The following is a 21,909-nucleotide window of genomic DNA, read 5'->3' as shown; positions in this document are numbered from 1 at the left end:
CGGAGATGTACGGCATGTGGTGATCTGCGGAATGCTCCTGGCGGCCCTGACCGCCTGCGGAGGCTCCCCGAACCGTGCGGCGGCCCCTGCGGCGAAAGCCACCGGAGCCGGGCCGCAGGCCGACGGCCCCGCGCGACGCTCCACCCCGGCCACGGGCGACAGCCCGCACCACCCCGCCCCGGAGGCCGACGATCCCTCGCCCCGCGGTGTCCCGGGCGTCGGTGACCGCCTGCGACGCCGCATCCCCGCCGACTCCGGCCAGGTCGTCGTGGTCTACGGCGACGGCAAGGACGCACCCGGCTCCACGGTCGTCCTGTACGTGAAGCGGGGTTCCACCTGGGACCGCGTCCGGAGCTGGCCCGCGCACAACGGCAAGAAGGGCTGGACCGCGGACCACCACGAGGGCGACAGACGCAGCCCGGTCGGCGTGTTCACCCTCAGCGACGCGGGCGGTGTCCTCGCCGACCCCGGCGCCAAGCTCCCCTACACCCGCTCCGCCGCCTTCGCGGCCCCGCGCTGGTGGCCCCGGACCCACTGGCACGACTTCGACTACGTCATCGCCATCGACTACAACCGTCTCCCGGGCACCCCGCCGAACGACCCGACCCGCCCCGAGGGTGCGGGCAAGGGCGGGAGCATCTGGCTGCACATGGACCACGGCAGCGGTACGTCCGCCTGCGTCAGCCTGTCCAGAACGGCGATGGAGTACCTGCTCCGCACGCTCGACCCGGACCGGCATCCTGTGGTGGTCATGGGGGACAGGGCGGCCCTGGAGCGCTAGCCCTCGCGGGGGAGGCATCATTGCGGAGGGTGCCCAACTCGCCGTAGAACACCGGCCATGAAGAGACGGATCGTCATGTCCATGCTCGCCGGGGCGACCCTCCTGACGAGCACCCTCCTCGGAGCGGCCCCCGCCCGCTCGGCAGACCAGCCCGCCCGGTCGCCCGCGGTCTCCGCCTCATCGGCAGACTCGCCCGCCCGGTCGTCCGAGGTTTCCTCCCAAGTCTCCGACGTCCCGGCCGAGTTCGGCTCCGACTGGCACGACCCCCTCACGGCCGCCCCGCGCGTGGCCCGGCCCTCCGGCAAGGCCTGCCATGTCACGCTCGCCCAGGCGCAGTTCCGGGACTTCACGCCGTACAGGGGCACTTACGCCCCGCCGGAGGGCTGCGGCGACCGCTGGAGCAAGGTGGTCCTGCGGATGGACGGCAAGGTGAAGGGCCGTCAGTACGACCGCCTCGGCTATCTGCGCGTCGGCGGCGTCGAGGTCTTCCGTACGTCGACCCCGCAGCCGTCGCCCGACGGTATCCGGTGGTCGGTCGACAAGGACGTCACGCGCTACAGCGACACCTTCCGCGACCGCCAGGACGTGGAGATGCTCATCGGGAACGTCGTCGACGACACGTACACCGGCATCATCGACGTCAAGGTCACACTGACGTTCTACGCGGGCCGGCCCGCCGCCCAGGGGACGCCCGATCAGGTTCTCACCCTCACCGACGGCACCGTCACCACCCCGCGCAACAGCGAACGCGTCGTCGCCGAGGTCTACGCCACCGGCTCGGGCGGCGGCTGCGAGGAGTACTGGTATCTCACGGTGCCCGAGGAGGCGCCGTACTCCTGCAAGGGCGCGGGCGGCCCCTACCGCGAGGTGCAGATCACGGTCGACGGCCGACTCGCCGGAATCGCCGCGCCGTTCCCGCACGTGTGGACGGGCGGCTGGTCCAACCCCTTTCTCTGGTACGTGATCCCCGGACCGCGAGCCTTCGACGTCAAGCCGATCGAATACGACCTGACACCGTTCGCCGGACTCCTCAACGACGGCCGCCCGCACCGGATCGAGGTGGACGTCGTCGGCATCCCCGAGGGACAGACGGGCTGGAGCGCACCCGTGAACGTCCTCGTCTGGCAGGACGCCAAGAGGGCGCACGTCACCGGTGAGTTGACCCGCCACTCGGTCGGCGAGCCGATCAACTCCTCGACCTACACGCCCGGTTCGGAGCACCGCCTGGACACGGAGGGTGCGCACCGGCTCACCGTCGCCGGGTATGTCGACACCTCGCACGGCCGGGTGACCACCACCGTCCGCCGGTCCCTGGCCAACAGCTCCACGCACCGCTGGACCGACGGCGAGAACGTCGACGCCCTCGCCGCGACCTGGACGGACCGCGAGTCGGTCACCGTCGACGGGCGCGGCCCGGCCCGCACGACGCGCACGGAGCGGACGTACACCATGGACGGCACCACCACGCTCGGCGGTGACGACCGGCTGCGGACCGTGCTGACCCTCGGTGACCGAGCCGCCGTCGCCACCGTGCGCGCCGGGCGTCGGACGGCGTGGTCACGGCTCGACGACACCTACACCGGCGACGCCACCTGGACCGTGAACGTCCCGCGCGATCAGCGGCACGCGGTCGGCACGACGCGCGAGCATTACCGGCTCCACGGCTCGGACGGCTGCTACGACCGGTCCCTGACCAGCGTCCAGGGGGTGCTCACGGAGGATCGCGAGGGCTGCTGAGAGCAGTTGTGTGTGCGCCGCGTCACTCAGGGATGGATTTACGCGGGGGAAACACGGCGGTCTCATACGCGATCAACGGCACGTCCAAAGTGATCGCCACGGAAGCCGACTTCCGTATGGCAGAAGTCCCCGTCCGTCCTTCTGTGTGCCGACGTCCCCCACTAGGAGTGCCCGTGCCGCCGTCCGTCCCGTCCCTGCCGCGACGCGTCGCACGCATACTGCGTACCTCACTCTTCGCCCAGGTCGCCGTCGCCCTGGTCCTCGGCGTCGTGGTCGGAAAGCTGTGGCCCGACGTCGCCTCCGACCTCCAGCCGCTCGGCGACGGCTTCACCCGGCTCATCAAGACGATCATCTCGCCGCTCGTGTTCTGCGTGGTCGTCGTCGGGATCGCCAAGGCCGGCGACCTCAAGGCCTTCGGCCGGATCGGCCTCAAAGCGCTGATCTGGTTCGAGGTCGCCAGCACGCTCGCCCTGCTCATCGGCCTGCTCGCCGCCAACGTCGTCCAGCCCGGCTCGGGGATGCATGTCGACCCGTCGACGCTGGACGCGTCGGCGGTCGACGCGAAGACGGGCGGCGGCTCACTGCCGTCGACGACCGAGTTCGTCCTCAACGCGATCCCGACCAGTTTCATCGGCGCCTTCGCCGAGAACGAGCTGCTCCAAGTCCTCATCCTGGCCTGCCTGGTGGGTGCCGCGCTGCTCCACCTCGGCCACACCAAGGTGCCGCGGGTCCTGCCCGCCGTCGAGCAGGCGCAGGAGATCATCTTCGCGGTCGTCGGCTTCATCATGCGCCTCGCCCCCCTCGCCGTGTTCGGCGCGATGGCGGTCCTCATCGGCCAGTACGGCCTCGGCGTCATCGAGACCTACGCCAAGCTGATCGTCCTGTGCTACGCGGCGGCGGCCCTGTTCATCGTCCTGCTCTCCGTCGCCCTGAAGGCGGTCACCGGGCTCAGCCTCTGGAAGTTCCTGCGCTACATCCGCGAGGAGATGCTGCTCGCCCTCGGGACCGCCTCCACCGAGTCGGTCATGCCGCGGGTCATGCAGAAACTGCGCAGGGCGGGTGCCCGGGAGGACGCCGTGGGCCTGGTGCTGCCGACCGGGTACTCCTTCAACCTCGACGGCGCCTCGCTCTACCTGTCCATCGGCACGCTGTTCATCGCCCAGGCCGTCGGTGTCGACCTCACCCTCGGTCAGCAGATCACCGTGATCCTCGTGCTGATGCTGACCAGCAAGGGCATGGCCGGCATCCCCGGTTCGGCCTTCCTCGCCCTCTCCGCGACCGCCTCCTCGCTGGGCGCGATCCCGGCCGGCGCCGTCGCCCTGCTGCTCGGGGTGGACCGCATCATGGACTCGATGCGTGTCGTGACCAACCTGCTCGGCAACTGCGTCGCCGTCTTCGCGGTGTCCCGCTGGGAGGGCGCGCTGGACCTCGACCGGGCGAGGAGGGTGCTGGACGGGGGGCCTTTCGAGGGCGAGGCCGCCGAGTCCGGGCATGAGGCCGAGTTTGGGCCTGAGTCCAAGTCCGAGGCCGAGTTCAACCCGGAGCCCGAGCCCGGAGAGACGGCGGCACACGTCGACGCCGTATCCGCGCGGAAGACCGACGCCGTACCCACGCAGAAGACCAAGGAGACGGCCTCCGAGGCCAGTTGACCGTCCCGGAGGAGGGGGCGGCGGTCACCCACGGGGTGACCGCCGCCCCCTCCTCCGTTCAGCAGCGGACACCCGCGAGGCGTCCCGCCCCGGGCTCAGCAGTGCCGCCCGTCCGTCGCCCCGGCGTCCGCCGGCACCCCGCCCGCCGGCATCCCACCCACCGGCGCCCCGTCCACCAGCGTGTCCAGCAACCCCCCCAGCACCTCGCGCTGTTCCTCCGTCAGCGGCGCCAGGATCTCCGCCGCGGCCGAGCGCCGAGCGCCCCGCAGGGCGCCCAGCGCCTTGTGCCCGTCGTCCGTGAGCTCGATCCGGATCACCCGCCGGTTCGTCGGGTCCGGCACCCGCCGCACCTTGCCGCTCGCCTCGAGCCCGTCGACCAGCGAGGTCACCGCGCGCGGCACCACTTCCAGCCGCTCGGCGAGGTCCGCCATCCGCGGCGGCGAGCCGTAGTGCGCGAGCGTGCGCAGCAGCCGCGACTGCGCGGGCGTGACGCCCAGTCCGCTCTGCTCGATGTGCCGCTTCTGGATGCGGTGCACACGTCGAGTGAACCGGAGCAGCTGCTCGGCGAGCGGGCCGTCGGGATCGGGGGTGGTCATGCGGGAACAATATCAGGATGATGTGCATTGTGAGCATAGGTAACAATGGGCTAGGGTCCCCGAAGCCCGGGCACCCGCGGTCCGGCACCCGGGCACCCCGCGCCCCCGCGTCCCACGCCCTCGCAGCCCCGATGAGCCTCCGAAGGAGCCCATGCACCCCGACAACGACCCCACCTGGACACCGTCCGGCGACTCCGCGGAGCAGCCCCGGCAGGTGCGCCGCATCCTGAGACTCTTCCACCCTTACCGCAGCCGCCTCGCCGTCGTCGGCCTCCTGGTCGGCGCAGCCTCCCTCGTCTCCGTCGCCACGCCCTTCCTGCTCAAGGAGACGCTGGACGTCGCGATCCCCGAGGGCCGCACCGGACTGCTCAGTCTGCTGGCGCTCGGCATGGTCCTCAGCGCCGTACTGACCAGCGTCTTCGGCGTCCTGCAGACCCTGATCTCCACCACCGTCGGCCAGCGCGTCATGCACGACCTGCGCACCGCCGTCTACGACCGCCTCCAGCGGATGTCGCTGGCGTTCTTCACCCGCACCCGCACCGGCGAGGTCCAGTCCCGCATCGCCAACGACATCGGCGGCATGCAGGCGACGGTCACCTCCACCGCCACCTCGCTGGTCTCCAACGCCACCAGCGTCGTCGCCACCATCGTCGCGATGATCGCCCTCGACTGGCGCCTGACCGTCGTCTCGCTCCTGCTGCTGCCGGTGTTCGTGTGGATCAGCCGCCGCGTCGGCAACGAACGCAAGAAGATCACCACGCAGCGCCAGAAGCAGATGGCCGCGATGGCGGCCACGGTCACCGAGTCGCTGTCGGTCAGCGGCATCCTGCTGGGCCGCACGATGGGTCGCTCCGACTCGCTCACCCGGTCCTTCTCGGACGAGTCCGAGCGCCTGGTCGACCTCGAGGTGCGCTCCAACATGGCCGGCCGCTGGCGGATGGCCGTCATCACGATCGTCATGGCCGCCATGCCCGCCGTCATCTACTGGACCGCGGGTCTCGCCCTCCAGACGGGCGGCCCGGAGGTCTCGATCGGCACGATCGTCGCCTTCGTCTCGCTCCAGCAGGGCCTGTTCCGCCCGGCGGTGAGCCTGCTCGGCACCGGCGTCCAGATCCAGGCCTCGCTCGCGCTGTTCCAGCGCATCTTCGAGTACCTCGACCTGCCGATAGACATCACCGAGCGCCCGAACCCGGTCCACCTCGACGCCGTCAAGGGCGAGGTCCGCTTCGAGGGAGTGGAGTTCCGCTACGACGACGAGGGCACCCCGATCCTCGACGGCATCGACATCACCGTCCCCGCCGGCGGCAGCCTCGCGGTCGTCGGTCCGACCGGCGCCGGGAAGTCGACGCTCGGCCATCTCGTCCCGCGCCTGTACGACGTGAGCGCCGGTCGTGTCACCCTCGACGGCGTCGACGTCCGGGACCTCGACTTCGACACGCTCGCCCGCGCGGTCGGCGTGGTCTCCCAGGAGACGTACCTCTTCCACGCCTCGGTCGCCGACAACCTGCGCTTCGCCAAGCCCGACGCCACCGACGAGGAACTGCACGCGGCGGCGCGGGCGGCCCAGATCCACGAGCACATCGCGGGCCTTCCCGACGGCTACGACACGGTCGTCGGCGAGCGCGGCCACCGCTTCTCCGGTGGCGAGAAGCAGCGCCTGGCCATCGCCCGTACGATCCTGCGCGACCCGCCCGTCCTCATCCTCGACGAGGCGACCAGCGCCCTGGACACCCGTACCGAGGCGGCCGTGCAGAAGGCCATCGACACCCTGTCCGCCGACCGCACCACGCTGACCATCGCGCACCGCCTGTCCACCGTCCGCGACGCCGACCAGATCGTGGTCCTGGACTCCGGGACCGTGGCCGAGCGCGGCACGCACGAGGAACTGCTGGAGAAGGGCGGACGGTACGCGGCCCTCGTACGCCGGGATGCTCAACTGGAACCGACAAGCTGAAGATATGCCGGGTTTGTAACGATATGGGGGTTACCGTGCCCGCATGTACCAGAACACTCCGTCACGGAGCTCGATTCGACTGACCCGCCGGGGCCGCCTCGTCCTCATCGCGACCGGGGCCGTCGTGGCCGGCACCGCCGTGGCGGTGCCGCTGCTGAGCCTGGGCAGCGACGAGGACGCCAAGCCCACCTCGCTGGTGGTCCCCGAGGGCTGGCGCGCGAGCCAGGTCTACGCGGCCGTCGACAAGGCGCTCGCCCGCCCCGCCGGCACCACGAAGAAGGCTCTCGCCAAGGCAACCCTGAGACTGCCGAACGACGCCGAGGGCAACCCGGAGGGCTATCTCTTCCCGGCGACGTATCCGCTGGACGAGAAGTCCACGCCGGAGTCCCTGCTGTCGTTCATGGTCAACACGGCGAACCAGAAGTTCAACGGCGCGCCGATCGCCGCCGGTGCCCAGCGCAACGCGATGAACGTCTACCAGGCCGTCACCATTGCCAGCATCGTCCAGGCCGAGGCCGCCACCAAGGCCGACATGGGCAAGGTGGCCCGGGTCATCTTCAACCGCCTGGAGCGCGGCATGCCGCTGCAGATGGACTCCACCCTCAACTACGCGCTGAACCGCTCCACGTTGAGGACCACCGAGGCCGACACCCGGATCGACAGCCCCTACAACTCGTACCAGCGCATGGGCCTGCCGCCCACGCCGATCGCCAACCCGGGCGAGGACGCCGTGCGCGCGGCGATCACCCCGACGCCGGGTGACTGGCTGTACTTCGTCACCGTCAAGCCGGGCGACACCCGCTTCACGGCGAGCTACGAGGAGCATCTGCGCAACGTGGCCGAGTTCAACGCCCAGCACAAGAGCGGCGGTTCACAGACCCCGCAGTCCTCGGCGCCCGCACAGAAGGCCCAGCAGCCGAAGCCGTGACCGGCGGGACGTCAGACGGTGACCGCTTCCCCCGCGAGCAGCCGTCTGATGTCCCGCACCGCCGTCCGGCCCGCCCGGTTGGCGCCGATGGTGCTGGCCGACGGGCCGTAGCCGACGAGATGGACGCGTGGGTCGGCGACCGCGCGCGTCCCCTCGACCCGGATGCCGCCCCCCGGCTCGCGCAGCCGCAGCGGCGCCAGATGGTCGATCGAGGGGCGGAAGCCGGTCGCCCACAGGATGACGTCGGCGGCCACCCGCCGTCCATCATCCCACTCCACCCCGTCCGGGGTGATCCGGTCGAACATGGGCTGCCGGTCGAGGACCCCGTCCGCGAGGCCCTGCCGGATGGCGTCGTTCAGCGGCAGCCCGGTCACCGACACCACGCTCCGCGGCGGCAGCCCCTGCCGTACCCGCTCCTCGACGAGCGCGACCGCGGCCCGGCCCACCTCCTCGGTGAACTCGCCCTCGCGGAAGACGGGCGGCCGCCGGGTCACCCAGGTCGTGGCGGCGGCGTACGGGGCGATCTCCAGCAGATGCTGGGTGCCCGACGCGCCCCCGCCGACCACGATCACGCGCTGCCCGGCGAACATCTCGGGCCCCGGGTACCGGGCCGTGTGCAGCTGCCGTCCCCGGAACGTCTCCTGGCCCGGATAGCGCGGCCAGAAGGGCCGGTCCCAGGTGCCGGTGGCGTTGATCAGCGCCCGGGTCGCCCAGGTCCCGGCCGAGGTCTCGACGAGCAGCCGCCCGTCCGCGCCCTCCCGGACCGCCCGCACGTCGACGGGCCGCCGCACCCGCAGGTCGAAGGTGCGCTCGTACGCCGCGAAGTACTCGGAGATCACCGCCGAGGACGGCCGCGCGGGATCGGCGCCGGTCAGCTCCATGCCCGGCAGGGAGTGCATGCCGTGGACCTTGCCGTACGTCAGTGAGGGCCACCGGAACTGCCAGGCGCCGCCCGCGCCGGGGGAGTGGTCCAGCACGACGAAGTCCCGCTCGGGCTCGAAACCAGTCCGGCGCAGGTGAAAGGCGCTGGAAAGACCGGCCTGACCAGCGCCTATGACGACGACCTCGGTGTTGTTCACCTTTCTACCAACGGCGCCGGGGTCGCGGATCTTCCCGTCAGCCCTCGCCGCGCCCCGGGGTCGTCGACGGGGGCAGGCCGCCGTTGAACCGGGTGTCCACGAAGTCGGCGAAGTCGACCTTGCGCGGGATCAGCTTGAGCGCGGTGAACGTGTCGGCGATCTCCTGTTCGGAGGCGATGAGCGGCTGGTCGACCGCGACCGAGATCCGGGAGGCGTTCGTCCGCTTCACCGAGGCCAGCGCGACCTCGTACGGCAGCCCCGTGTCCTTCGCCCAGACCTCGGCCCACTCCTTCTGATGGTCGTACACCCACGCCGTGGCGCGCCGCAGCCGCTCCAGATAGTCCTTGATCGCGGCGGCCTTCTCCTTGTCCGCCAGCGCGTCCGGCGCCGCCACCTGGAAGGTCAGACCGTTGGTGACACCCTCGCCGGTGGTCAGGACGCGGCCCTGTTTCGCCTGGAGGATCTGCGAGGTGTACGGGTCCCAGACGGCCCACGCGTCGACCTTGCCGGAGGTGAACGCGGCCAGCGCGTCGGCCGGCTGAAGGTACTTGACCTTGACGTCACCGAGACCGAGCCCGGCCTTCTTCAGGGAGGCGACCAACTGGTAGTTGGCGGAGGAACCCTGCGCCACCGCCACCGACTTGCCCTTGAGCTGCTCGGGCGAGGTCAGCTTCGAGTCGTTCGGCACGAGGATGGCGTCGCCCTTGGACGTGCCGTGGAAGGCGGCCACGACCTTGATCTTCGAGCCGGCGCCGGCCGCGAACACCGGCGGGGTGTTGCCGACACCGCCGATGTCGACCGCCTTGGCGTTGACGGCCTCCAGGAGAGGTGGGCCCGAGGTGAACGTCGACCACTTGATCTTGTAGTCGAGGTTCTTCAGTTCGCCCGCCGCCCGCAGGACGGCCTCCGAACCGCCCTTCTGGTCACCCACGTCGAGCGTGAGGGAGCCCTCCCCGTCCGTGTCGGACCCCGAGCCGGCCGAGGCGCTGCCGCCGCAGGCGGTGAGCAGGAGGGCGAGGGGAAGGAGCAGGGCGGCGGGGGCGAGGCGTCGGCGCATGGGAAGGTCCGTTTCTGTGCTGGTGCTTGAGGGTGGGGAGGGTCAGGCGGCTTCGGCGGCCGTGTCGACGCCGAGACGTTCCAGGAGGCCGGCGCGCAGCTCCGCGAACCGCGGGTCGCCGATGTCGCGCGGGCGGGGCAGGTCGACGCGCTGCTCGTGGGCGATGACCCCGTCGTCCATCACGAGGACCCGGTCGGCGAGCAGGACGGCTTCCTCCACGTCGTGCGTGACGAGCAGGACCGCGCAGCCGCGGCGCTGCCACAACTCGCCCACCAGCCGCTGGGCCTTGATCCGGGTGAGCGCGTCGAGTGCCCCGAACGGTTCGTCCAGGAGCAGCAGATCGGGCTCGCGCACCAACGCCCGTGCCAGCGAGGCGCGTTGGGCCTCGCCGCCAGAGAGGGTCTTGGGCCAGGCGTCCGAACGGTGGCTCAGCCCGACCTCCTCCAGGGCCTGGTCGGCGACGGTGCGCGCGGGCTTGCCGGGCAGGCCGAGCAGGACGTTGCGCCACACCTTCTTCCAGGGCATCAGCCGGGGTGCCTGGAAGGCGACGGCCTTGCGGCGCGGTACCAGGACGGTGCCCTCGATGTCCCGGTCGAGGCCGGCGAGGATCCGCAGCAGGGTGGACTTGCCGCAGCCGCTGCGGCCGAGGAGGGCGACGAACTCGCCCTGCCGCACGTCTAGTCGGAGGTCGTCGATGACGGCGCGGCCGTCGAAGGAGCGGGTCAGCCCCTCGACCCGGACCGCGGGCGCGGTGCGGGGCGCCGTGGGCGCCTCCGCCTCTCGGGAGGTCACCGGCCGGTGAACGTCGGTCGCCATTGCAGCAGCAGCCTTTCGAGGGAACGGACGACGAAGTCGGCCAGCAGGCCGAGGAAGGCGTAGACGATCAGGCAGACCACGATCACGTCGGTGCGCAGGAAGTCCCGCGCCTGCACCATGAGGAACCCGATCCCGGAGTCCGCGTTGACCTGCTCGGCGAAGACCAGCGCCAGCCAGGCGATGCCGAGCGAGTAGCGCAGGCCGGTCAGGGCGCCGGGCAGCGCCCCCGGCAGGACGACGTGCCGCACCAGCCCCCACCGCGACAGACCGAGGGACTCGCCGGCCTCGATCAACTGGGCGTCCACGCCCCGGATTCCGGCGTAGACGTTGAGGTAGAGCGGGAAGGTCACGCCGAGCGTGATGATGGCGATCTTGGGTGCCTCGCCGATGCCGAACCAGATGATGAACAGCGGGATGAGGCCGACGAACGGAACGGTCCGCAGCATCTGGACGGGGGCGTCGACGAGATCCTCGCCGATCCTGAACAGCCCCGAGACCAGGGCGAGTCCGGTGCCGACGAGGGTGCCGAGCAGCAGGCCGGCCGCGACGCGCTGGAGGGAGGTGGCCATCGCGGAGCCCAGCGAGCCGTCACCGATCAGATCGCCGCCGACCTGCGCGATGCGGCCCGGCGAGGCGAGCACATCGGCGGTCAACACACCGGTGGTGCTGAGGAGTTGCCACAAGGCCAACAGCAGCACCGGGCCGGTGGCGCGGCGCAGCCAGCGGGGTACGCGGGTGCGGCGGGTGGAGCTGGGCAGGATCGGTTCGAGAGCGAGAGATGTCTCGGGCGACTTGGATATACCCGAAATGTCGGACGTCAGGGAGTCGGGTGGGGCATGGCTGATGCTCATGGGTGCTCCACGGGGGAGAGCGGGCCTGGGGGAGGGTGTGCGTCGGCACCGTCACGTCATGAGGGACGTACGGGTACGGGTGGTGCCAGTGAAGAGGGGGAGGAAGGCGTCAGCGGCCGCGGCGACACGCGGCGGAGGCCACCCGCAGCAGGTCGATGTGACCGCGCGTGGTGAGCAGGGCTGAACGCAACATGCGGCCGAACCTAGCCAGATGGCGTGGCCATGGTCAACGGTGTCTCGCGGAGTGGACCGGCCATCTCGCCCGCCGGGCGGCCGGTCCTCCGTGACGCCGTCCGTATGGGCGAGGATGGACGCATGTCAGATGCATTCACCACCCGGGTCCTGAACGTCACCTCCGGCTCGGCGGAGCGGGTCGTCGACCTCACCGCCGACTGCGAGGCCTTCCTGCGGGAGGCGGCCGCCGGTCGCGACGGCCTCCTCAACATCTTCGTGCCCCACGCCACCGCGGGCATCGCGATCATCGAGACGGGCGCCGGCAGTGACAACGACCTCCTCGCCGCCCTGCACACCCTCCTGCCGGCCGACGACCGCTGGCAGCACCGTCACGGCAGCCCCGGGCACGGCCGCGACCACGTCCTGCCCGCGTTCGTCCCGCCGCACGCGACCCTGCCGGTGGTGGAGGGCCGCCTGGAGCTGGGCACGTGGCAGTCGGTGTGTCTGGTGGACACCAACCGCGACAACCCGGACCGTCGAGTCCGGCTGTCCTTCCTCGGCTGAGAGTCGTGTGGTGACGCCCCGTCAGTAGACGGCCACGCCGTACGCGTCGAGCGCCTCCTGGATCGGCTGGAAGAAGGAGGTGCCGCCCGAGGTGCAGTTGCCGGAGCCGCCGGAGAGGATGCCGAGGACCTTGTCGCCCGCGTAGAGGGGGCCGCCGCTGTCGCCCGGCTCGGCGCAGATGTTGGTCTGGATCAGCCCGTACACGATGGTGCCGCCCGCGTAGTTGACGGTGACGTTCAGTGCGGTGACGCGGCCGCAGCGGACGCCGGTGGTGGCTCCCCGGCGGCAGACGCTCTGGCCGACGTACGCGGTCGCGGTGCCGGTGACGTCGACGGTTCCGATGGTGCCGGGACGGGGCACGGCCGGGTTGGCGTACTGGACGACGCCGAAGTCGTTCGAGGGGAAGCTGGTGGCCGTGGTGGGCCCGATCACCGTGCTCATACCGGAGTTGGCGTACCAGGTGGAGGCGCCCTCGGTGCAGTGGCCAGCGGTGACGAAGTAGTACGTGGAGCCGCTGCGCACGTTGACGCCGGCCGAGCAGCGCCGACCGCCGGTGTAGACGCCGTCACCGCCCGACAGCAGGGTGCGCAGGTGGCCGTCGAGCCGTCGCACGGTCGCGGAGGCTCCGGCGGCTCGCCGGAGGTCGGCCAGGTGCGCGTCCGTGACGGTGGAGTCGGCGAGGATCCGCAGCTGTCCGGTGCGCTCGTCGACGGCCCAGCTCGTCCCGGGGACGCCCAGGGACTCCACGGCCGCGGTCGCGTCGGACACCGGGGCGGCGGTCAGGGGGGTGGCCGCGGCCGTGGGGGCGGCGAGAGCGGCCGCCGTCAGCAGGCTCAGCAGGGCGGCGATCAGCCGGGGGCGGCGGGTGTCGGTACGGCGTGCTCTGATCACGGAAGGCTCCCGAGGTCGTGGGCCGGGTCCGGGATGCGCCCACGTCGACATCGGGCGCGCGGTGCTTCGGTGCGGTGGTGCCGGGGTGTCGACCCCGGTCGTGCCGGGGTGCCGAGCGTGGTCATGCCGTGGTGCCGAGCGTGGTCGTGCCGTGGTGGCGAGCGTGGCGGTGCCGGGGCGTCGACCCCGATCGTGCCGGGGTGCCGAGCGTGGCGGTGCCGGGTGTCGAGCGCTGTGTGCCGTGGTGGGGATACCTCAGTGTGCCCGGCCGGGACCAGCCGCGGGTAGACGGCCTTCAGCCGAAGGGCAGCGTGGGGTGGGCCGGCAGGCGACTCACCCCACGCCCGGTCACGTCACCTCAGCGCGAGGCCCCGGTACCGGCCTGCCGTACGAGCCGCCACTCCTGCGAGCCGTCCGCGACGGTGTTCTGGAGGGTCAGTGGCGCCCCCGGAGACGTGCCCGTCAGGTAGAGGTCCGTGTTTCTGGCGGCCTGGAGCCGGTAGTAGCCGTCGCCGGTCCCGACGAGGTTCCAGCTGCCGGTCGTGCTGTCGTCGACCCACTGCCCGACGCGCTGGCCGACGGTGGCGTTCCCCGTCCAGATAGCCGCCGCCCGGCCGCCGGACCTGTTCAGCAGGGTCGTGCCGCCGCCCGGCTCGGTCACCACGTGCCAGTACTGGGTGTCCGTGTCCGTGGCCGAACCGGCCTTCTCCAGGACGACGTCGGGCACGTCGCCGTTGCCGATGTTGGCGTCGTTGGTCCTGCTCCCCGTGCCGATCACCTGCCCGGTCTTTCGGTTCACGACCTGGTAGTACGCGCCGGCCGAGCGGCCGAGGTCCACCTCGGCGAAGGCGATCGTCGACGTGCCCTGGTTGTTGAGGATCGAGACCCGTCCGGTGCCCCGCACGTACTGGAGGTTGCGGCTGTAGCCGGCCGGTGAGGTGGTCTGGTACTCGGTCCAGACACCGTCGACGCGTCCGCCGGCGTTCACCCACACATTGCCGCTGCCGGCCGCGTTGTAGACGAGCCGCCCGTCCGGCAACCGGATGATCACCGGGCTGCCGTTCACCGCGAGGGGGCGTGAACCGGCGGTCACCGGCAGCGAGGTGACGGGATGGCCCGCCGAACCGGCGTAGAACGTGAGCGGGTTGTCGGCGACCGCGTAACGCGTGTTGGTCCCGCCGCCCCAGTACTCGTACGTCAGCAGCCACTTGCCGTCCGTCGTCGGTACGACGTTGGTCATGCCCGGCCGGCCGCCGCCGATCTCCGTCTTGCCACCGCCCATGTCCTGGGTCAGGCCGGCGACGTCGACGACGGGCCCGCTCCAGCGTGCGCTGCGGCCGTCCCAGGTGCGGTGGACCAGGATCTGACCGTGCGAGTCGGGGGCGGTGTCGTTGGCGGGGTCGAGGACGGGGGCGCCGGTGGCCGGGTCGAAGCCGGTGTAGTCGTTCTCGTCGGAGTAGTAGCAGACGAGCTTGCCGCCGTGGACCATCAGGTACGGCTCCCACACGGGGTCCACCTGCCGGTGCCTGTTGGCGGCCGCGATGTTCTGGCCGACCGCGCCCGCGCTGCCGCCCTGCCAGCCGCCGGTTGCGACGATGTCGAGGACCTTCCAGGTGGCGCCCTGGTCGGTGCTGGAGTACAGGGCGATGGCCAGGTTCTCGCGGTCACCGTCGTTGGACGGCGTCCAGCCGGGGTCGGCCGCCTTGTGCTCCCTGTAGTACTGGTCGTCCCCCGACACCACACTCGCCAGCAGCAGGGTGCCCCGCCTCAGGGCGCCGACGTCCTGCGGGAGGGCGTACAGATACGGGTTCGTCCAATTGCTCGTGTACTTGGCGTACTTGGGGTCCCTGGAGAGGTGGGCCGGAGCCTTCACCTCGGACAGGGGCTGCCAGGACGTGCCGTGGTCGTCGCTCTTGTAGACCGGCAGGGTCTCCCCGTCGGCGCTGCCCGTCGCCGGTACGACGGTGGCCTTTTCGAACGACGCGACCAGCCGCCCGCTCGGCAACTGCGCCGACTTCGGGTACACCGCGCAGTTGGACCGGCCCTTCAGGCAGGGCTCGTCGCCGAGTTGGTAGAGGATGCCGCCCGTCGGGTTGTAGGCATGGGCGCCGGCCATGGGCACCGCCGCCATCGCGAGTGCGGCGGCGAACACGCCCAGTCGTCTTCTGTTCGGCATCAGTTCTCTCCCTCGGTGACGAAAACGCGGACGTCCCAGGCGCCGAGCTCCACCGCGCCGCCCGCGGGGACCCGGCTGCCGTCCAGCACGTCGGTCAGATCCACCGGGGCCTCGACACCTCGCGGTTCCCAGCTCCAGTTGTGGACCACGTGGACGCGGCGCCCGTCGGGGGCGGTGCCGGTCGTCGCGGTGACCGGCTGCGGCAGGTCCCGCCAGCGTGTCTCCGGCGCCAGCCACTCGGCCAGGGCCCGGGCGAGACCACGGCCCGGCACCGTGCCGACACAGGTGATCCGGCCCTCGCCGTGCCGGCGCGTGGTGACGGCCGGCCAGCGGCCGAAGTGGGGATGGTCGTACGTGACGAGCACGTCGGCGTCGGTGACGGTCAGACCGTCGGCCCAGCGGGTGGCGGTGGCGTGCTCCGGCACACGCAGCGCGCTCTCGGGCACGGCACGCACGAGGAGGGCCTGCCGCAGGTCGCTGAACTCGTCGTAGGTGACCCCGGCGGCTTCCGCCAGTCGCCCCGGTGCCGGTTCGCGGCGGGCCCGTGCCTCGTGGTCGGCGTAGCCGGTCCGCGGGCCCAGCACCAGGTGACCGCCCGCCTCGGCGTACGCGGCGAACCAGTCGAGGGTCGAGTCGGCGGCCAGGTACAGCGCCGGGACGACGAGGACCGGGTGGCGGGAGACGGCCTCCCGCGGCGAGAGCCCCTCCCGTTCGCCCCGCGGGTCGTGCAGCTGCCGGGCGTGCACCAGGCGCACCTGGCGGCCGGCGTCGAAGGCGCCCCGGTAGAAGGGGTCCAGGATGCGGTGGTAGGCGGCCGGGTCCGGGTCGCCGTCCGGCGTGGCCAACGGCGGGTACTTCTGCATCAGCCACTTGCTCGGCGTCGAGTACACCAGCTTGATGTCGGCGTCCGGTTCGAGCCCGGCGACCAGCGCCCCCGCCGTCTCGAACTCGGCGCCCAGCCGCGCCAGTTCGGCATACGTGCGTCCCGGGCGCCCGGTGTGCGGGAGGACGCCGCCCCAGTAGGTCTCGGCGCCGAAGTGCAGGGTGTGCCAGTGCCAGTACTCGATCATCCGGGCGCCGCGTGCCACGAGCGCCCAGGCGGCCTGGCGCCACTGGCCGTCGTAGGCGGGCCGGTTGTGCCACGGCTCGCCGATGGAACCGGCGTTGGTCTCGGTGACCAGGAACGGCTCCTGGCGCGAGGAGAACATCCAGTCGGCGGTCTGGTACAGGGCCCACACACCCGTGGTCCGCCAGATCTGCTCGTGCCCCTCGGGTGTGGGGTCGGGCAGCAGCAAGCCGTCCTGCATCTCGTAGTACGGGTTGCCGGAGGCGATGTCGAGGCGGTCGCTCAGCTCGTCGTCCTCCACCGCCGGGCGGGTGTAGGAGATACAGGTGGTGACGAACTGCCCGGGGCTCGCGTACTCACGGACGATGTCCGCCTGCCAGCCGATGAACTCGGTGACCTGGCGGGCCTGGAACTCCCGCCAGGCGACGTCGTACTGGGGCTGCGCGTTGCCGTCGGGCGTCCACAGGTCGGCCCAGGTGGACAGCCGGTGGGACCAGTAGACCAGGCCCCACTCGCGGTTGAGGGTCTCGACGTCGCCGTACCGGTCCCGGAGATGGTCCACGAACCGCTGGAACACCCCGTGGTTGTGCAGGAGTTCGTTGCCGGGCTCGTTGTCGACCTGGAAGCCGATGACCGCCGGATGGTCCGCGTACCGGGCGACGATCCGCCGGATCACCCGCTCGGCGTGGAAACGGAACGCGGGGTGGGTGAAGTCGACCTCCTGCCGGGCGCCCCAGCCGATGCGCTCGCCGGTGCGCCGCTCGCCCGTGATCTCGGGGTACTGGCGGGCGAGCCACGGCGGCACGGCGTACGTCGGCGTGCCGAGGACGACGGAGATGCCGCGCTCGTGGGCGCCGTCCAACACCGGTCGCAGCCAGTCGAGTGCGAAGCGGCCGTTCTCCGGTTCCCAGGTCGACCAGACCGACTCCCCGACACGGATGACACTCACATGGGCGTCCACCATGAGGTCGAGGTCGGTCTTGAGGCGTTCGTCGGGCCGTTCGTGCGGCTGGTACTCGTGGTAGTACGCGGCACCGAACAGGACGCGGGCGGGCAGGTCCGCCATGAAGGAACCTCCATGAGGTCAGGGGGAGTTCGAGTTCCGTACGAGGTCACTGCTTGACGCCGCCGGTGGCCAGGCCGCTCTGCCAGTACCGCTGGAGCAGCAGGAAGGCCGCGACGAGCGGGAGGATCGAGATCAGCGAGCCGGTGACGACGAGCGCGACCATGTCGCTGCTGGCGCCCGCACCGCCGTTCTGCGCCTGCGCCGCCCAGGACGACAGGCCGACGGTGATCGGGTAGAGGCTGGTGTCGTTGAGCATGATCAGCGGCAGGAAGTAGTTGTTCCAGGTCGCCACCAGCGTGAACAGCAGCACGGTCACCAGTCCCGGCGCCAGCAGGCGCAGTGCGATCCGGAAGAAGATCCGCGCCTCGCCCGCGCCGTCGATCCGGGCGGCCTCCAGGAGGCTGTCCGGAATGGCGTCGGCCGCGTAGACGCGCATCAGGTACAGGCCGAACGGGTTGACCAGCGAAGGCAGGATGATCGCCCACGGGGTGTTCACCAGGCCCGCCTTCGCGAAGAGCAGATACGTCGGGATCGCCAACGCGGTGGTCGGCACCATCACGGCGCCCAGGACCAGGTTGAAGGCCAACCGGTCGCCGCGGAAGCGGAACTTGGCGAACCCGTAGCCCCCGGCGGCGGCGAGCAGCGCCGCCCCGACCGCGCTGACGACGGCGTACAGCACCGTGTTGAGCAGCCAGCGCACGAAGACGCCGTCGTCCTGGGTGAAGGTCTCCTGGATGTTCGTCAGCAGCTGCGGGGAGCGCGAGAACCACAGGCCGAAGCTGTCGAACAGGTCCTGGGCGCTTTTGGTGGAGGCGACCAGCAGCCAGAACAGGGGGAGCAGGAAGTAGGCCAGGGCCGCCAGCATGGCGATGGTGAGGGGGGTGCTGCGGCGCGGCCGGTGCCGGCTCGCCCGGGTGGCGGGCACCCGTTCCTCGGCCGTGGTGACCAGGGCCTTGGGTGCTGTCGTCGTCATGGTGTCCTCCGGCGGTTCGCGGTGAGCAGGACCCCGTAGGAGACGACCACGATGAGGAGGCCGAGCAGGAAGGACACCGTCGCCGCGTAGTTGACCTGGTTGCCGGTGAACGCGAGGGAGTAGGCGTAGAGGTTGGCGGTGTAGGAGCTGCTGATGACGTCCGGGGCGATCTTCATCAGCAGGTTGGGCTCGTTGAAGAGCTGGAAACTGCCGATCACCGAGAACAGCAGGGTGAGCAGCAACGCCGGTCGCAGCGCGGGCAGTTTGACCGACCAGGCGATCCGCCACGCCCCGGCCCCGTCCACGGCGGCCGCCTCGTACAGCTCGGTCGGGATCGTGCGCAGGGCGGCGTACAGGATGATCATGTTGTAGCCGACGAACTCCCAGGTGACGATGTTCGCCAGGCTCCCCAGCATCCAGCCCTCGCTCAGGAACCGCGGTACCGGCAGGCCCAGTTCGCGGCTCAACTGGGCGAACGGGCCGAAGTCCGGGCCGTACAGATAGCCCCACATGAGGGCCGCGACCACGCTCGGCACCGCGTACGGCACGAAGATGCCGAGCCGGATCAGCCGGGCCAGTCGCAGCAGGCCGCTGTCCAGCGCGAGGGCGAACAGCAGCGCGAGGAGCAGCATCAGCGGGACCTGTAGGACGAAGAACAGGGCCACGCGGCCCACGCCGTGCAGGAGTGCGGAGTCGCCGAGGGCCTGGGCGTAGTTGTCGAGGCCGACGAAGACGGTGCCGCCGATCAGACGTTCCTGGAAGAGGCTGAGACAGGCGGCGTAGGCGAGCGGCGCGAGGAAGAGCAGCAGGAACAGCACCAGGAACGGCGCGACGAACAGCGGTCCCGCCGAGCGGCGCCGGCGTGTGGCGGTCATCTCAGCTCCCCTTGACGGTGAAGCCCTGGTTCTTGGCGTACGCCGTCAGCCGCGACTGCCAGCTGCCGAGGGCGGCGACCGTGTCGGAGCGGTCCGCCAGGGACTTGCCGACCGTCTCCGTCCAGTCGGTGGCCGCCTGGTCGAGGAACGGGGGCCACTGGAAGGAGGAGTTGACGGTGTCGCTGACGTCGGCGAAGACCTCGTTGACCTGCTGGCCGCCGTAGAAGTCCGGCGTGTCGCCGGTGAACTCGGCGTCGCTGAGCAGGGCTTTGGTGGCCGGGAAGAAGAACTGCTCGGTGGCGAACGTCTCCGCACTGGCCGGGTCGCTGTTGAGGAACTGCGCGAACACCGCCGCCGCGACGGGGTTCTCGGTGGAGCGCAGGACCGCGGTGGTCGAGCCGCCCCAGTTGCCCGAGCTGGGCCTGGCGGCGTCCCACTGCGGCAGCGGGGCCGCCCGCCACCTGCCCGCGGTGGACTTCGCCGAGCCGGACAGGAAGACCGGGCCCCAGGCCGCGGTGAGCCAGGTGGCGTACTTGCCCCTGTTGAAGCCGGTGTACCAGGCGTCGGTGAAGTCGGGGTCGGTGCTGATGACACCCTCTTTCGCGAGCCCGCCCCAGTAGGCGCCGAGCTTCTTCGAGACCGTGTCGTCGACGCTGATGGTGATGTCGCTGCCCGAGGTGGTGTAGGGCTTGGCACCCGCTTGCCACAGCAGTCCGTGCCAGGCGGCGGGCTGGTTGGCCGCGAGGTTGGTCAGATACACGTCCGGGTCGGCCCGGTGGAGCGTGCGGGCCGCTGCGGCGAACTCGTCCCAGGTCCGCGGGACATCGATGCCGTGCTGGTCGAAGAGATCCTTGCGGTACAGCATGCCCATCGGGCCCGTGTCCTGCGGGATGGCCCAGACCTCGCCCTCGGGGCCGCTGACCTGGCCCCAGGTCCAGTCGACGAAACGGCCCTTGAGGCTGCCGGCGCCGTAGGGCCGCAGGTCCAGCAGGCTGTCGGTGATGGTGAAGGTCGGGATGGCCTGGTACTCCAGCTGCACCAGGTCCGGGGCGCCGGTGCCGGCCTTCAGCGCGGTGCGCAACTTCGTGTACTGGGGAGTTCCCTGGCCCGCGTTGACGATCTTCACCTTGATCGCCGGGTACTTCTTCTCGAAGAGCGCGATTTCCTTCGCGATGTCCGGGACCCAGGTCCAGAACGTCAGCCGGGTGGGCGTCCTCATCGCCTTGTCGATGTCGGCCTTGCCGACCGGCTCGGCGGAGCCGGACGAGCCGCCCGAGTCACCGCCGCCGCACGCGGTGAGCGCGGCGCCGAGGGAGAGGGCGCCGGTGGTGGTCAGGAAGAGCCGACGGCTCATGGACGTGTGTCTGGGCATGGTGAACTCCCGCCGGGACGAAGAGGAGCGCACGCCTGGCGAGGGCGTACGAGGAGGTGGGGAAGAGAGGGAGGAAGAGGGGAGGAAGGGGGACGGGCGCGTGCTCGTCCCAGCGGCCGACGACATGTGGAGCCGCGGCCGGAGAGGTGCGGGGAGATGCGGGAGGCAGGCGCGCGGGCCCGGCTCCGGCTGATTCTTACGACTGACCGGCGCGGGTCAGCGGCGCGGGGAGCGACCTCCGTCCGGGGGCGGTGCCGTCGAGGCGCGGACGAGGAGGTCGACCGGTGGGCCGCTCGTCGGCAGCGGGTCGGCGTCCGGGTTCTCGATGGCGTGCACCAGACGCTTGAGTCCCTCCTGGGCCACGGCGTCGAAGGGTTGGCGCACCGTGGTCAGGGGAGGGGTGACATAGGCGGCCACGGGGACGTCGTCGAAGCCGACCACGCTGACGTCGTCGGGCACCCGCCGCCCGGCCTCCGTCAGCGCGCGGACCAGACCGATCGCCATGTCGTCGTTGGCGGCGAACACGGCGGTGACGTCCGGGTCCCGGGCGAACTCACGTCCCGCCGCGTACCCGGACGCGGCCGACCAGTCGCCCTCGACGAAGGCGGGCACGTCCCTGCCGTGCGCCGTCAGCGTCGTACGCCAGCCCTCCAGCCGGTCCTGGGCGGCGAACCACCGCTGCGGGCCCGCCAAGTGATGGACCGTCATATGCCCGAGCCCCAGCAGATGTTCTGTGGCGGCTCGGGCCATCAGGTCGGCTCCCCGGCCCGCGGTCAGCAGCGCGGGGGCGGTGAGGGGCGGCGGCGGGGCGCCGATGACGAGGACCGGGACGCCCACGCTGAGCGGTTCGGCCCCGCCGTCGTCCGGCTCGTCGATCGGTTCGGAGATGACGATGCCGTCCACGCCCTGGTCGAGGAGCGAGTCCACGGCACCGGCGAGCCCCGCGGGGTCGCCCTCCATGGTGTTGACGACGCGCAGCGCGTATCCCGTGTCGCGGACGACCCGTTCGACGCCCATCAGCAGGGAGGCGGGGCCGTACAGGGCGGTCCCCAGGGTGATCACGCCGATCGAGCGGGTCCGCCCCGAGGCCAGTGCCCGGGCGGCGTTGTTGCGCCGGTACCCGAGCTGCTCCGCGGCTTCGAGGACGCGCTTGCGGGCCTCGGCGGAGACGTAGGGCTCTTCGTTGAAGACCCGGGACACCGTCTTCTGCGAGACCCCGGCCAGACGCGCCACGTCCACGCTGTTCGGCGCCGCGGAACCGCCGCCCCGCCCTGTGCCTCGCTTCATGGTGTGTCTCCCCGGTG

At 71.2% G+C, this 21,909-nt stretch carries 19 protein-coding genes; 6 read left to right on the top strand and 13 right to left on the bottom strand.

Annotated elements, in window-relative coordinates; genetic code table 11:
- Positions 1–31: 31 nt before the first annotated feature.
- From ACH41F_RS30470 to ACH41F_RS30460, 3 genes are all read left to right on the top strand, one after another.
- On the top strand, positions 32–781 hold the full coding sequence (locus ACH41F_RS30470) for a L,D-transpeptidase family protein (RefSeq protein ID WP_391237189.1): 750 nt from the start codon (positions 32–34) through the stop codon (positions 779–781).
- A gap of 57 nt (positions 782–838) precedes the next feature.
- Positions 839–2,518: a peptide-N4-asparagine amidase gene (locus ACH41F_RS30465; protein WP_398838353.1), complete on the top strand. Its 1,680-nt coding sequence runs from the start codon at positions 839–841 to the stop codon at positions 2,516–2,518.
- Between the two features lie 173 nt (positions 2,519–2,691).
- Positions 2,692–4,167, top strand: a complete 1,476-nt coding sequence (locus tag ACH41F_RS30460) for a cation:dicarboxylate symporter family transporter (protein WP_391236520.1) — start codon at positions 2,692–2,694, stop codon at positions 4,165–4,167.
- Between the two features lie 95 nt (positions 4,168–4,262).
- On the opposite strand, the gene ACH41F_RS30455 is transcribed toward ACH41F_RS30460, so the two are convergent.
- Positions 4,263–4,763 (bottom strand): MarR family transcriptional regulator, encoded by a 501-nt coding sequence (locus ACH41F_RS30455; RefSeq protein ID WP_391236518.1) that lies wholly within the window; start codon positions 4,761–4,763, stop codon positions 4,263–4,265.
- Between the two features lie 151 nt (positions 4,764–4,914).
- Between ACH41F_RS30455 and ACH41F_RS30450 the strand changes: the two genes are divergently transcribed.
- Both ACH41F_RS30450 and mltG read left to right on the top strand, forming a co-directional pair.
- A complete protein-coding gene (locus ACH41F_RS30450; RefSeq protein WP_391236515.1) occupies positions 4,915–6,717 on the top strand; it encodes an ABC transporter transmembrane domain-containing protein in 1,803 nt (600 codons plus the stop codon).
- Positions 6,718–6,760: 43 nt separating this feature from the next.
- A complete protein-coding gene (gene mltG / locus ACH41F_RS30445) occupies positions 6,761–7,645 on the top strand; it encodes an endolytic transglycosylase MltG (RefSeq protein ID WP_391236512.1) in 885 nt (294 codons plus the stop codon).
- A gap of 11 nt (positions 7,646–7,656) precedes the next feature.
- Here the strand turns inward: mltG and ACH41F_RS30440 are convergent, their stop codons facing one another.
- From ACH41F_RS30440 to ACH41F_RS30420, 5 genes are all read right to left on the bottom strand, one after another.
- The gene (locus ACH41F_RS30440) at positions 7,657–8,724 is read right to left on the bottom strand and encodes an NAD(P)-binding domain-containing protein (RefSeq protein ID WP_398838350.1); all 1,068 of its coding nucleotides are present in this window, start codon (positions 8,722–8,724) and stop codon (positions 7,657–7,659) included.
- A 37-nt stretch (positions 8,725–8,761) separates the two neighbouring features.
- Positions 8,762–9,781 (bottom strand): aliphatic sulfonate ABC transporter substrate-binding protein, encoded by a 1,020-nt coding sequence (locus ACH41F_RS30435; protein WP_391236506.1) that lies wholly within the window; start codon positions 9,779–9,781, stop codon positions 8,762–8,764.
- 42 nt (positions 9,782–9,823) lie between these two features.
- Positions 9,824–10,597 (bottom strand): ATP-binding cassette domain-containing protein, encoded by a 774-nt coding sequence (locus ACH41F_RS30430; protein WP_391236503.1) that lies wholly within the window; start codon positions 10,595–10,597, stop codon positions 9,824–9,826.
- Positions 10,570–11,448 (bottom strand): ABC transporter permease subunit, encoded by an 879-nt coding sequence (locus ACH41F_RS30425; protein WP_391236500.1) that lies wholly within the window; start codon positions 11,446–11,448, stop codon positions 10,570–10,572. The genes ACH41F_RS30430 and ACH41F_RS30425 overlap by 28 nt, the downstream gene beginning before the upstream one ends.
- Positions 11,449–11,557: 109 nt before the next feature.
- Complete coding sequence (locus ACH41F_RS30420; RefSeq protein ID WP_313884353.1) at positions 11,558–11,641, bottom strand: putative leader peptide; 84 nt, start codon at positions 11,639–11,641, stop codon at positions 11,558–11,560.
- Positions 11,642–11,763: 122 nt separating this feature from the next.
- On the opposite strand from ACH41F_RS30420, the gene ACH41F_RS30415 reads away from it, so the two are divergent.
- Entirely contained in the window at positions 11,764–12,186 is a 423-nt protein-coding gene (locus ACH41F_RS30415; RefSeq protein ID WP_391236497.1) for a secondary thiamine-phosphate synthase enzyme YjbQ, read from the top strand.
- A gap of 21 nt (positions 12,187–12,207) precedes the next feature.
- On the opposite strand, the gene ACH41F_RS30410 is transcribed toward ACH41F_RS30415, so the two are convergent.
- The 7 genes from ACH41F_RS30410 to ACH41F_RS30380 all read right to left on the bottom strand — a co-directional run bounded on the left by ACH41F_RS30410 (position 12,208) and on the right by ACH41F_RS30380 (position 21,892).
- Positions 12,208–13,074: a trypsin-like serine protease gene (locus tag ACH41F_RS30410; protein ID WP_391237187.1), complete on the bottom strand. Its 867-nt coding sequence runs from the start codon at positions 13,072–13,074 to the stop codon at positions 12,208–12,210.
- A gap of 361 nt (positions 13,075–13,435) precedes the next feature.
- Positions 13,436–15,253, bottom strand: coding sequence for an RICIN domain-containing protein (locus tag ACH41F_RS30405; protein WP_391236495.1), 1,818 nt, complete (start codon positions 15,251–15,253; stop codon positions 13,436–13,438).
- Entirely contained in the window at positions 15,253–17,385 is a 2,133-nt protein-coding gene (locus ACH41F_RS30400) for a beta-galactosidase (protein WP_391236492.1), read from the bottom strand. The genes ACH41F_RS30405 and ACH41F_RS30400 overlap by 1 nt, the downstream gene beginning before the upstream one ends.
- 46 nt (positions 17,386–17,431) lie before the next feature.
- Positions 17,432–18,358: an ABC transporter permease subunit gene (locus ACH41F_RS30395; protein WP_391236489.1), complete on the bottom strand. Its 927-nt coding sequence runs from the start codon at positions 18,356–18,358 to the stop codon at positions 17,432–17,434.
- The gene (locus tag ACH41F_RS30390; RefSeq protein WP_398838346.1) at positions 18,355–19,233 is read right to left on the bottom strand and encodes a carbohydrate ABC transporter permease; all 879 of its coding nucleotides are present in this window, start codon (positions 19,231–19,233) and stop codon (positions 18,355–18,357) included. Before ACH41F_RS30390 ends, ACH41F_RS30395 begins: the two co-directional genes overlap by 4 nt.
- A 1-nt stretch (position 19,234) precedes the next feature.
- Positions 19,235–20,605, bottom strand: a complete 1,371-nt coding sequence (locus tag ACH41F_RS30385) for an ABC transporter substrate-binding protein (RefSeq protein WP_398838344.1) — start codon at positions 20,603–20,605, stop codon at positions 19,235–19,237.
- 216 nt (positions 20,606–20,821) lie between these two features.
- Positions 20,822–21,892, bottom strand: a complete 1,071-nt coding sequence (locus tag ACH41F_RS30380) for a LacI family DNA-binding transcriptional regulator (RefSeq protein ID WP_398838342.1) — start codon at positions 21,890–21,892, stop codon at positions 20,822–20,824.
- Positions 21,893–21,909 lie beyond the last annotated feature (17 nt).

The organism is Streptomyces sp. NPDC020489 (genome assembly GCF_044386545.1).
GTDB lineage: Bacteria > Actinomycetota > Actinomycetes > Streptomycetales > Streptomycetaceae > Streptomyces.
The sequence above is the reverse complement of the archived record's forward strand: the minus strand, read 5'-3'. Positions and strand labels throughout refer to the sequence as shown.